The 12,936-nt window shown below is 57.7% G+C and carries 9 protein-coding genes; 7 read left to right on the top strand and 2 right to left on the bottom strand.

All coding sequences use genetic code 11. The annotated features are described in order from the left end of the window. Positions 1–28: 28 nt before the first annotated feature. Complete coding sequence (locus tag ACYVHB_RS22130) at positions 29–487, bottom strand: hypothetical protein (protein WP_461053981.1); 459 nt, start codon at positions 485–487, stop codon at positions 29–31. A gap of 123 nt (positions 488–610) precedes the next feature. Between ACYVHB_RS22130 and ACYVHB_RS22125 the strand changes: the two genes are divergently transcribed. The 7 genes from ACYVHB_RS22125 (at position 611) to ACYVHB_RS22095 (ending at position 9,112) form a co-directional block, all read left to right on the top strand. Further along, the gene (locus tag ACYVHB_RS22125; RefSeq protein ID WP_461053980.1) at positions 611–1,051 is read left to right on the top strand and encodes a nuclease A inhibitor family protein; all 441 of its coding nucleotides are present in this window, start codon (positions 611–613) and stop codon (positions 1,049–1,051) included. Positions 1,052–1,273: 222 nt separating this feature from the next. After that, positions 1,274–4,918, top strand: coding sequence for a metallophosphoesterase (locus ACYVHB_RS22120; protein WP_461053979.1), 3,645 nt, complete (start codon positions 1,274–1,276; stop codon positions 4,916–4,918). Between the two features lie 172 nt (positions 4,919–5,090). Continuing rightward, positions 5,091–5,918 (top strand): LamG domain-containing protein, encoded by an 828-nt coding sequence (locus tag ACYVHB_RS22115; protein WP_461053978.1) that lies wholly within the window; start codon positions 5,091–5,093, stop codon positions 5,916–5,918. Next, the gene (locus ACYVHB_RS22110) at positions 5,915–6,364 is read left to right on the top strand and encodes a hypothetical protein (RefSeq protein ID WP_461053977.1); all 450 of its coding nucleotides are present in this window, start codon (positions 5,915–5,917) and stop codon (positions 6,362–6,364) included. The genes ACYVHB_RS22115 and ACYVHB_RS22110 overlap by 4 nt, the downstream gene beginning before the upstream one ends. Continuing rightward, positions 6,328–6,675: a hypothetical protein gene (locus ACYVHB_RS22105; protein WP_461053976.1), complete on the top strand. Its 348-nt coding sequence runs from the start codon at positions 6,328–6,330 to the stop codon at positions 6,673–6,675. The genes ACYVHB_RS22110 and ACYVHB_RS22105 overlap by 37 nt, the downstream gene beginning before the upstream one ends. Before the next feature lie 10 nt (positions 6,676–6,685). Then, on the top strand, positions 6,686–7,810 hold the full coding sequence (locus tag ACYVHB_RS22100) for a caspase family protein (RefSeq protein ID WP_461053975.1): 1,125 nt from the start codon (positions 6,686–6,688) through the stop codon (positions 7,808–7,810). Between the two features lie 3 nt (positions 7,811–7,813). After that, positions 7,814–9,112, top strand: a complete 1,299-nt coding sequence (locus ACYVHB_RS22095; protein WP_461053974.1) for a caspase family protein — start codon at positions 7,814–7,816, stop codon at positions 9,110–9,112. A gap of 22 nt (positions 9,113–9,134) precedes the next feature. Here ACYVHB_RS22095 and ACYVHB_RS22090 read toward each other — a convergent pair whose 3' ends face one another. Next, positions 9,135–12,866 (bottom strand): metallophosphoesterase, encoded by a 3,732-nt coding sequence (locus ACYVHB_RS22090; protein ID WP_461053973.1) that lies wholly within the window; start codon positions 12,864–12,866, stop codon positions 9,135–9,137. Positions 12,867–12,936 lie beyond the last annotated feature (70 nt).

Raw genomic sequence — 12,936 nt, 5'->3', positions numbered from 1 at the left:
AATTAATCGCATAACGTTGAACAACTAATTAACGCCCACCAAACAGGCCACCCAGCATACCACCGAGGCCACCACCCGACTGCTGACCACCACCGCCCAACGCACTCATCAGGCTACCGGCGTCAACGCTCGAATCGTTTGGGTCATTGGCTTTGTTCATCAACTTACCGAGCACCATCGGCACCAGCGCACCAGCAATGGACATGGCCACCTGGGGTGAGATGCCTAATTTGCTCATCAGGTCCTGCTGAACATTCTGCTGAACGCCCTGCGTAGCGGGGTGACTGTCGATGCTGCCGCCCTGCCCCGTGACCATACCCAGCAAACTACCCAGCCCACCGCCCTGCGCCTGTTGGCCCAAGCCATTCATGATGCTGCCAGTGACCGTTTGCATAACGGTGTCGTTCTGGTCGTTCGGAATAGCTGGGTTGTTAATCACCGACTGTCCGGCATTCTGCTGTACTAAATTCATTAAGGTTTCAAACATGATCGTAAAGGTTTTATTAGTTTAGTGAATGCGGATGATTGCCAGCCGCCCAAAATTAACGAAGACGCCCGCGCCTACTTCCCTGCCAATCGGTTAATTTGGTCGCGAATTCATCACATGCTTATGACGAACGAAGAACCCAAACCCAGCGATCCGGCATCAGAAAGCAGGCCGTTCCCCGATCACATAAACCCGCTGCTCGCTGGTTTGTTTTACCCCAGCGAGTCCGACGAACCCATTGAACCGGTGACGTGCTACCTCAACCAGGCCGAGCTGTTAACTGATAGTCAACTTAAAGACTGGCTCATGCTGCCCCCGTCGACGTACGTTGATGAAAGGCCGGAGAACGAATTCTGGGAGCCCGTTATCACGGAGCAGGACTGGCATGGCGACGAGGACAGATCCATTACGGCCCGGTTTCAACAACTCAAAGAGATGCTGGACAACGAACTGACCGGGCGTCAGGTGTTCTACGTTGGCGAAACGGAAATCGACGTTTATCTGCTTGGTCGACGGGCTGACGGGGAACGGGTGGGCATCAAAACGATGATTGTGCAAACGTAGCCAGCTTCGGATGGACCGTACTGATTGCTGGTGTCACGCCGGTGAAGACTTCCTGAGTCTTCACCGGCGTATTTTTTTGCCCGGCTACTGATAACCTTTTCTTTTTCGCGGGATACATGAGGGCGATGGCGGCAGCCGGACACCAGCTACCCAGCGCCCGGTGTTCGACCGGGCAACCCAACCGCACAGTCTATCCAATCAATTCCGTAAACCACAATCCCCATGAAGACGTCTTTATTTTTTATGATTACCTGCCTGCTGCTGGGCCGCGAAGTTTCCGCCCAGGGCAGTCCGCAGAACCTGATTGCATCAGGCGATTCTTGGTCATTTCTGGATATGGGGGCTGCTCCCAGTGCCACAAACTGGACCGGAAGCAGCCCTTCGCCGACGGGATGGCGGCAGGGTCCCTCGCCTTTAGGCTACGGCAACGATGGGGAGCGCACCGTGGTTGGTTACGGTCCTTCGCCAACCAACAAATACGTCACCACGTACTTCCACAAAACCATCGCCATCCCGGACACGTCGGGCTTGTTTACGTTACGCTACAAACGCGACGACGGCATCATCATCTACGTGAACGGCACCGAAGTCAAGCGCGAATACCTGCCGACGGGCGCGGTTACCAACACGACGCTGGCTACCACCGTGCCCGAGGCCGAAGAACCCCTCTGGAAGACAATGACCGTACCGACCCGATTTTTCCGGCCGGGCACCAACGTTATTGCGGCCGAAGTACATCAGGCCTCGCTCACCAGTTCTGATATGCGCTTCGATCTGGAATTGTTTCGGACGAGTGCACTGCTCATTTCGTCTGCGTCCCCGACCATCGAACGGGGCCCTTACCTGCAAATGGGCACCTCAACCGCGATGACCCTCCGCTGGAGCACGAACGTGGCCACTGAAGGTCGGGTGGTTTGCCAGTCACCGGCGGGCGTGGTGAAAGCCAGCACGTGGCAACCCACGCAACCGCTGCTGCTGAACGACCCCAGCACACCAGCCCGAACCATCCACAGCGACAGCGTCACGGTGGAAGGGCTCGACCCCGATACGCCCTACTCCTACACCATCCAGGCCCGCCAGTCGGCCAACGCCCCCGTTTTTTCCTTGCAGGGCGGGCCTGACAACCGCTTCAGAACGGCACCGTCGACCGGTGCCCTGAGTGGGCCACAACCCCTGATTACGTCGGGCGATCCGTCGTGGTGGTTTCTGGCGACGGGCGCGGCTCCCCGCTCCAGTACCTGGAACGGGAGCGGCTTTTTCAACGATGGGGATGAGGATGCGGGCTGGCAGCAGGGAGCGTCGCCCTTAGGCTACGGTGGAGACGGCGAACGAACGCTGGTCAGTTACGGTCCCTCGGCTACCACCAAATTCACCACCACTTACTTCCGCAAAACGCTCCTCCTGACCGACCCAGCCGGAACCTTCATGCTGCGCTACAAACGCGACGACGGCATCATCATCTACGTGAACGGCACCGAAGTCAAACGTGAATACCTGCCTGCGGGCGCGGTTACCAACACGACGCTGGCAACCACCGTGCCCGAAGCCGAAGAATCCCTCTGGAAAACAATATCCCTACCGGCCGGGCTGTGGCGGGCGGGCGCCAACGTCATTGCCGCTGAGGTTCATCAGGCCTCGCTGAGCAGTTCCGACATGCGCTTCGATCTGGAATTGTTTCGGACGGCTCCGTCAGTGAGTCTCACTACCCGGCCGATCCGCATCTGGGCGCTGGGCGATTTTGGTATCATTCCCACAACGGGCTACAACCGCCACCTTAAAGTCCGGGACGCGTTTACTAATTACCTGAGCCGAAACGCCATCGACCACTTAGATATGTGGCTGTGGTTAGGCGACAATGCCTACGGCTGGGGAACGGCGCAGCAGTACCAGAAAAACGTTTTCGACGTGTATGATTCGCGCTTAGACCCAAGCCAGCGGATCATGAAACAAACGCCCATTTACGCTACGCCCGGCAACCACGATTACAAGGACAAATCGCCCACTGTCCCCGGCCTGAGCCAGGACCCGAACGATCCCCTGACGCGCCAGACGCACAAAATTCACTACTACGACGTGGTCAATAACTACACGAAGGGCGACTACAGCGGGGTGGCTTCGGGCCGGGAAGAATACTACTCGTATGATTACGGCAATATTCACGTCGTAAGTCTGGACACGTACGGATTCGAGTGCGAGAAACAGCCCGACGGCACCTACACCTGCCCCAACGGCTACACCATTCTCGATACCGACCCCGACCCGGCCCGCAACGGGGAACCCAGGAGCGCTCAGGTCCGGTGGCTGAAGCGCGATCTGGAAAAGGCCCAACAGGATAGCCGCATCAAATGGATTATTGTCATCACCCATTATCCGTTCTATTCGATGGGCACCAAAGATTCCGACAAGGATGTGGAGATCAAACCGCTACGCGAGAAGTTTCTGAGGTTCCTCGAGCAGTATAAGGTCGATATGGTGATGACGGGACACAGTCACGTCTACGAACGCTCGAAGCCCATCCGGGGGCAGTATGGAACGGAAAGCGAATACATCGCCGATAGCCTGCGGTTCCTGGCCCCGTCGGCTCCCGCCATTGATGCCCCCGGCTGGTATGCCTGCTCGTCAGCTTCGCTGGCCAATTCGATGATCTACTTCAAGAAATCTACCGACCCCGCCAACTACCCCATTCACGTCGTCAGCGGATCGGGGGGAGCCATGGGCGGTAAGCAGATCAAGAACGATCCGGCTAACCCAAAAGCAGGCTGGCCCCACGAGGTGATGCAGCAATCCTACGATAAGGGCGGGTCGATGTACTTAGAGATAACCGGCAATCGGCTCGATGCGAAGTTTATCACCGAAGACAGCGAGGTGGGCGATCACTTCACCATCATCAAGGACTCCGACGGCTTCCAGATTCCGGTCACCAACGGCACCACCCACACCCCCGACTGCGAATGCACCGAGGGCACCAAACCAGCCGCAGCCGCCTACACCCACTACGTCAGGCGCAACCCAACCGGCAACCCGGACCTGCTGCTGTCGATCAAAAAAAACGGGGCCACCATCGGAAAAGTTGGCGATGGCACGTTCGATCTTCAGCTAAAAGGCAGGCCGGGGGCCACGCGCATCGACGCTGCCACCGAACCGGCCGACTACGTCAAAGCCAGCATGATGGTCATGAACCGGCACTGGACGCTGCGGGCCACCCACGAGCTTCCCCCGGCGGCGGCCGCTTCCGTCCGGCACTACTGGAACCGGTCGGACTACAATGAATTCACGAACATTTACTACGGCCCCTGGCAGGCCAATTATGATTACATGTTTGAGACGATTGTTATCAATGACGATGGTGGCCAGACCGTGCGCTACGAGCGTGACCCGACCATCGACCGGCACCGGACCATTCCGAAGGCACCGGATTACAAAGCAACGGGAGCTTGGATCTACAAACATGGGGCGGTGGCATCGTCGTCGACGTTTAAATTTGGGTTGCCGAACCCCAGTTTCCCCCGGTTCCAATCCAGCGAATTCGTTGTCGGGCGGCTCCGGCACACGGGCGGAACCATCGGCGGTATCCTCTCGCCGTACACGTCCGGCAACGCCCGCCTTGCCGCCGAAGGAACCGCCAATTCGGACGAACGGACCGTGTCGGCTTATCCCAACCCCACCCTCGACGGAAAGGTGTTCTTCTCCCCCGCCATGCCCTACCAATCGTATGTGCTGACGGATTTGCAGGGTAACGTGCTCAAACAAGCGACGACAGCGGGCAGCTTAGCCGAACTCGATCTGTCCGCCCTGCAAACGGGGCTGTACGTGCTGGTAAGCCGGGGAGAATACGGAATCAGTCGATTTAAACTCATCCGAAACTAATGCCAGCGGGTTTCCGCGCCCAATCAGTCACCAATGGTACACAGCACGTTGGCGACTGATTGGGTGCAGATACAGTGACCTTTAACGAAATAATTGACTTATTTCAAGAATAAATCCGTTTTTTAGGTTACATTTCGCGCCGTCTAAATAAATTATACCCATTCAACCGTCCATGAACCGATCTACACCAGCTCCCCGATGGACCCGATACGCGGGCTGGCTCGTTGGCATTGGCTTATTGGCGGGCTGCGATGCCTGGGATTTGCCCCACCTGCCCGGTCGGGTTCAGCCCGTCGACACAACCCGTACCAATACCCTGACGACTGGTTTGATTGCGTATTACGCCTTCAGCGGTACGACGCTCGATGCCAGCGGCAATAACCTGAACGGCCTGATGATAAACGGCGCATCGTACGGTGCCGACCGCAGCGCCGGTAGTCGGTCGGCCCTGCTGCTGGATGGCGTCGATGATTATTTTGAGGTGCCCGACAACAGCCAGCTCCGGCCGGATGCCCTCTCGGTCAGCCTTTGGATCAGACCCCAGCGCGTAACCTCCACCAGTCACCTCTACAACAAATCCGTTTGGTCAGACCATATAAACCAGCAATACAGTGCCTTTATCCGCCCCGCCCAACCCACCAGTTCCGGCAACCCCGGCTGCGAAATCTGGGCGGACGTGAATCAGGACGGGCTGTGCAGTATTGAGCAGCCCATTCAACAGCCAATCAGCTACTACGACCCGACCTACGAAATGAATCGCTGGTACCACATCGTTACCGTCTTCTCGGGAAAGACCGGCAAGCTCTACGTCAACGGCGACCTGAAACGGTCCGAACCGGACCTACCCGCCAATGCCTTCGATAAGTGCGCGGGCGGCAATCTCCGCTTCGGGGCGCAGGCCAGTTTCGACGTCAATTACTTCGACGGGTCGATGGACGAAATACGACTCTACAACCGACCCCTGACCGATGTTGAGGTCAAGGCACTTTATAAACTATGAATAGCGTGATACGCTACGTTACTGGTTTCGCTGGGATGCTGCTGCTCCTCGTCGGTCTGGCGAAGGCCCAGCCGGGGGCAGTCGTTTCCAACGTACGGGCGGAGGTGGACAGCCAGCGGATAAAGATTAACTATGACCTCGTTGGTATCGGCGCGGCAGACTCGGTTTATGTTCAGGTCGAAAGCCGCAGCGCGGGCACCCTACCGGCAAACTCCGTCACGGGCGACGTTGGCCGGGTCGTATCGCCCGGTACGGCCAAAACGATTTATTGGGACTATAGATTAGATGGCGTATCCATCACCGACGACATCCGGGCGACCGTGCTGGTGAAGCAGGGCGCCACCCCCCCCGGCGGACTGCCGGGAGCGGTGGCGCTACCTACGCGCTGCTGTCGGCGCTGGCACCCGGCGTGGGAACGATCTTTGTGCAGCCTAATCAAAAAGTAGGCGTTCGTCCATTGATTACGGTCGCCTACGGAGGGCTGCTGGTGTACGGTCTCGCGCAGCGAAGCCAGTCCAAGAAGCAGTATGCCGTGTACGAAAGCGAACGGCAGGAAGCGGATTATGTCGAAGCCAACCAACGGCATCACCGGTATTTGGTAGCCGTGCGGACAGCGGCTGTCGTGTGGGCCGCCGACGTGGTTTATACCTACCTGACGGGCCGGAAAAATGACAGATTACGGTCGAATACGGCCCGGCGGGTCGCTGTCCGCTACGAAAATAACACACCAACGGTTGGCATTCAACTGAGTTTCTGATAAAATCGCCATGAAAAACGGGTTACTCCTGCTCCTGTTCTGGTTCCCGGCCGTTGGCATCGCCACCGGGCAACCGGCCACGACGGTATCGGCCCACAGCGACTGGGTATTGCCCAAAACGCCCACCGCTGCTGCCCCCGTCATCGCCTGGCGGACGCCCCTCTCCACCCGGCAAACCGCCCTGACGGGTCTGTATCGCCTGACGATCTGCATTCAGTCGGCTAGTCCGGTTACGCGGCTCGTTTTTGTGCAGAACGGCACCGAAATCCCCGGCGGGCAGCGCGGGTTCAAACGAATCGCCTGTGGGCAGGAAGTATCGGAAGAGATCCGGTTGGTCAGTGGCCCCAATGAATTAGTGGTGAAAGCGACCAATGCGGTCGGCACAACCACCTCGGAACCGCGTTTCATTACCGGCCTGTCGGAGAAGGGACCCGTTGCCACCATCCCGACCGGACCGAAACGACTGGCCCTGATTATGGCCAACGCGGCTTATGGCAAATACCCGCTGAAAAACCCGCTCAACGACGGACGGGCCGTGAAAACGCACTTGGAAAACCTCGGCTTTGTGGTCACGTACGGCGAGAACCTGCCGCTGCGGACCATGAAAACGATGATCGACGCCTTTATGACCAGCCTCGGCAACGATAACGTGGGACTGATCTATTACGCCGGGCACGGGCTGATGGTCAACGGCGAAAACTACGTGCAGCCCGTTGATGCCGACCCAACCACCGAGCCGGACGTTGAATACGAGTGCTACCCGCTGCGTCGGCTCATTGCCCGGATGGAACAGGTGAATGGCAAAGGAGCCAACATCCTGTTCTGGGATGCCTGCCGCAACAACCCCTACCGCTCGTGGCGACGGAGCGCGGGCGATCCGGTGTTTGCCCCCATGCAACCGGCGGTCGGTACGCTGATCGTGTACGCCACCGAACCGGGCAAACCCGCCTACGACGGGGGCGACGGGGCCAACAGCCTCTTCACCGGCGAACTGATCCGGCACATTGACCAGCCCAACGTCGACATTTTTGATCTGGTCGACCGCATCGACCGGGGCCTCGAAGAACGGGGCATCCGGCAGCCCCCCTACATTGAAGGACGGCTGCGGGGTAAGTTTTTCTTTAAGCCGCAATAGGCCATGAGACCGTTTTTGTACCCGGCCATTCGGGGGCTGCTGCGACTCATCGGGCGGCTACTGGTGCCGGTCGGTATGGGGCTGGTGACTTTCGGTGGCCGGGCGCAGACGCTGCACGCCATCATGGTGGCCGACACCAAAGACCCGGTGCTGGCGCGGGCCTGCGCGTATGACGTGGCGGTGGTCCACCGGCAATTGGTTCAGGTGTCGGCGGCCATCGGCTACCGGTTAAATGAACAGCTTATTTCGCAAGCCGATTTTGGCCGCAAACAGCTCGACAAAGCACTCCAGTCCGTATCGCCCCAGCCCAACGATATTCTGCTGTTTTATTACAGCGGTCACGGCTATAATTTAAATGGCCGCGCTGACCGGTTTCCGATACTGATGCTGGATAAGAAAGCGGGGAGCACCCACCAGAACCCGGGTTTGCTGGCCATTCATACGCTGCTGAAACGCAAAAAAGCGCGGCTGTGCATCACCCTCGGCGACTGTTGCAACACCATCGCCAGCACCATTCGGGGCCAGCCCACGAAGCGGGTATTGCCCAAACCGCTGATGCTGACCAACGATTCGTTGAATGCCGCCTACCGAAACCTGTTTCTGAACGTCTCCGGCGACGCGCTGATTGCCAGCAGCGCTCCCCCACAACGGGCACTCGCCCACCCCGATTCGGGCAGTTTTTACACCCGCGCGTTCGACGAAGCCTTAGACGTGGCCCGCCAGCATCCTGGCCTGTCGTGGGCGTCGTTGCTCGGAGATGCGCAGACCCGGCTCACCCGCCACGCGGCCACGCGCACCAAACGATCCATCTACGACCTCAACATCGTACCCAGCAAGAATCCGGTCAGCGTACTCACGGCCCTTACCGTGGCGCTCCGCACCGACCGGGGCCATCAGAATGTTGAATACCGGGCCGGGGACCAGATGCAGATCGAGGTGAAGGCCAACCGTTCCTGTCACCTGCGGCTGGTTTACCTGCTGGCCGATGGCACCAGGACCCTGCTGGAAAATGACTTCGTGGTTAAACCCGGTCAGGAAAATAAGTACGTCCGAATAGCACCGGCGGAATCGTTTATCTGCGCGGCCCCGTTCGGAACCGAGCACTTGCTGGTTTATGCCGCCGAAGCCCCTTTTTGCCCACTACCCACCACCCCAAACCCGTCGCTTTACGTCCGAAACGAAGGCGGCTATTCCGTAATCGTCGGGTCGCAGTCGGCCCTGGCCGAAGCGGTCAAATGCACGATCACCCCAACAAGCGTCGCCGAAGACCGGATCCAGATCACGACGCGGGCCAACCAGTAAGCCATGAACGGGCGGGGCAGGCTCAATTTTTCAGTATCCTGAACTGGCGAATTTTAGTCCGCGACTCACTCGTCAGTAGATACAAGCCTGACGGGTACTGGGATATATCCAGGTGTTCAAGCCGGCCTGCCTGCTTCACCTGTTTCAGGAGCCTGCCCTGCAAATCCGTCAGTTGGTACGAGTCATACAGCAGGGCAGGGCGAAAAAACACCCGGCCAAGAGTCGATGGATTGGGATAAAGGGTAGTCGGGGTTTCGTCAGGGGTCGGGGTTTCCAGGGATTCGGTCTGCGGTGTTGATAGAGAGACTGCCCAGCTCTGTCGGCCAGCAAGGCCCCCGCCCCCTTTCAGTCGGCCAACGGTAAATTCGACCGAATTTTGCCAGTACTCGGCGATGGGCCGCCAGCCGGACGCAGGATACAGCCAAAGTCCGGTAGCGCTCAGGCTGGTTGCCTTAGGCAGGTTGGCATGACCACCGCTGGCCGGGTCAGCGGAGTATGACGTGGTGGCATCATTGTTCACCTTAAAAACCTTCATGTCGAGGTGGTTTCCCCCGGCCGCCGGATTCAAATGACTAACGCCCCCCGGTCCCGGCCTGAACGGCCCGCCGACGTTATAGCTATAGGGAGGTCTGAACCCCCGGAACCCCCACAAGTCGAATTCGTGGTAATAAAACCGAACGGGTACGGGATTGGTGAGTTCGTGGGTCGGCGTTAGTGTCCAGTGGCGATTGACGACCACCCAATCAGTATCGGTCACGTAATTGGCGGTGCCGTTCCGGTTGACCTGCGTAGCGCCCGCAGTTCCTTTCACCTGTAAAGTAAAGGTGCCATCCCCCACCCTGCCGATACTTACTTTGGAACCGTTGGGGTTGGTCAGTTTCTTAATCGACAACAGCAGGTTATTGCTGCCCGATGGGGTACGCTCCACGTAATGCGTGTAGCCCGAGGCATCGTCGCACTCACAATCGGCCTTGTGGACGGCGCCGTCGGTTTCGTGAACGGTGAAGGGCGCGTGTGTACTCGCTTTAACGATGCTGAACTGATCCTTTATTGTCCCGTCCTGGGCAATGAATTTCGCGTCCAGCCGGTCGCCTTCGATCTCCATGTACATAGACCCCCCATCATCCTGGGTGTTTTGCATCGCCGGATGATTGATATTGTCAGGCGCCCGTTCGATGCCACCGCCCGACCCATTGACCACGTGAACGATGTAGTTGGGCGCGCTGGCACTTTTGGCATAAACGTAGGATGAATCGGAAGCCGAACAATCATACAACCCGCTGGCTTGTATGCCAGCCGCCAGCGGGGCGGCCATGGTGGTTCGGTTGAAGGTGGTCGACAGGCCCGTGTGGGTCCGAATTGGCCACGAACGCTCGTAGACGTGGCTGTGACCGGCCAAGACCAGGTCTACCCGGTAGTTTTCCAGCACGGGCAGCAGTTTCTGCCGAACGGCGAATATCTCTTCATCGCGCACCGCCTGCGTTACCGGATCGGTTGACCGAACATCGGAATCATGCGATCCTTTGGTATAGGGCGGATAATGCAAAAAGACGATAATCCACTGGATTTTGGCATTGCTCTGGGCCAGCGCCAGGTCCTCCTTCAACCAGGCCAGCTGCCTGCTGGCCGGATCAAATATCCCGTACGGGCAGGTGAAGGTGCTATTGGCGTTTTTAACGCACTCCTCGTAGCCATAGGTGTCCAAACTGACAAAATGAATGTTCGCGTGGTCGAAGGAATAGTATTCTTCTTTTCGGGAATGACGGCCGGCCGCATCGCCCGCCGTCATGGCATTGACGACAGCGTAGTAATGATTGAGACGGTGATCTTTTCGGGCATCACCGTAGGCCCCCGTGGTCGGATTCCTATCCTGATTATTTCGGTACTCGTGGTTGCCGGGCGTGGCAAAAATGGGCGTTTGTTTCATAATCCACTGCGGAGAATCCCCCCGGTCAATATCCTTGCGGCCGTCGTACACATCGAATACCGACTGTTGAAACTCCCAGTCCCGCCCCCAGTCGTAGGCATTGTCGCCTAACCACAACCACAGATCAACGTAGGTATCGGCTCCGTTCGCTTTTACGTACCTGTTGAACGCATCCCGAACGTTAATTTGATCCTTATCCGGGTTACGATACTGATCGGGCTTATTACCAAAATCCCCCAACACCCACAGGCGTGTTTTCTTCTGACTGCCGATCACTGGCGCGGTTACAAAGTAATTAGCCGCGTCGCCCTGCCAAAAGCTACCACTTTGAATCGTGTACGAATACGGCGTATCCGGCTCCAGATTGGTTAGTGTCACGCTGACGTTGTGGATGGTGGTTGGGGGATTGGGGTCGCCCGCTTCAAAGGTGAGCGCCGTGGATGACTGCCAGGCCGTGGTTACCGGACTCCCGGCCGACGTCTTCGGCTTATACAGTACCCGTCCATCCGAAGCGGTATTGGTACTCCATCGGATCGTCATGCTTCGTTTGCCCGGTGCAATGACCAGCGCCGGATCATCCGAGTACCGTTGCAGATAGGGCCCCAGAGCGAGGGCAATGCTCGCGCCCGCGGTTCGCCAAAGTTCCAGATCAAACCGAATGTCAGAACTGGGTAAACTTTGATGAATCTCGACCGCGAGGACGTTCTCCCCTTCGTGCAGATAAGGGACGTTGTTCAGCGTCTGCCAATCTTCCTCCACGTCGTTAACGGTGGCGTGGGTGCCGTAGGTGATGACGGCGGGCAGGGCAGGCAAATTGTGCCGTTTGACTTCGCGGCCGTTGACGTAGATGACAATGCCATCGTCCAGCTTATACCGCATAAAAAAGGAGCCGGTGGCGTCGGCTAACGTAACCTTCAGTCTAAAATACGTAGTCGTATCCTTGTTAACACACGTAAAGCTGGTGGGACATTGTTTCACTAAGGTTCCTTTTCGGGTTCCGCCGGTTTCCAATCCCGTCTCCGGCCCGTCGGGATAGCCAAGTGGTGAAGGGCCTGAGGACCAGCCCGTTTCGTCGAACAGGCCGCCATCGGAGCAGGTCGGACAGCCTTTCCAGGTCGGCGGGGGAGCCGCTGTGGCAACGTAGTATTTCCAGGATTGCCCGGTTTTTACGAACGTTTGGCTGGACGGGGCCTGCGGGGGTGGAGCCGCGTTGGTCAGGGTACGGACGATCGCCGAAATAGACCGCTGGAAGGCCGTGGTGCGCCATAGCTCGACGTCAAAACGGATATCGGAACTACCGGCTGAACTTTGATGGATCTCAGCCGCAATGACGTTGTCACCCGCTTTCAACAGCCCGTTCGGTACATCCACGGTTTTCCAAAGCGGTTCCTCCTGTTCCGACACCGTTGTTGCCAGTGTCGAGTTGGTGATGGCGGCCGTTGGCAGATTTTCCCGTTTCACCTCCTGCCCGTTGATGTAGAGCACGATGCCATCATCGCGCTTGTAGCGAAAAGAGAAAGAGCCGGCAGCGTCGGCAATACGGAGCGTTTTTCGGAAATAGGTGGTAATGTATTTACTACTGGGGTTGGGGCCGTAGGGTACGGTTGTGACTTCCCCGTCGCCCCCGTATCCCAGTGGCGAAGCCCCTTCGATCCAGTTGGCATCATCGAAGGCGTCGGCTCCCCGCCAGTTTATCGAAGCAGGAGTCTCTCCGGTGGCAAAGTATTTCCAACTGTCTCCTGATTTGATCAGAGTCTCCTTATTGGTTTGTGCCATTGCCCCCGCACACAGCAGCAGGGTAGTCATCGCGAGTAGCAGTGGGCTCATAGTCATGTGGATTTTAATAAAATATCTTTGAATAATTAAATAAATGTACTGATTTATTCATATACAGCCT

It is taken from the genome of Spirosoma arcticum (assembly GCF_054779955.1).
This window is presented reverse-complemented; position numbering and strand designations above follow the sequence as displayed.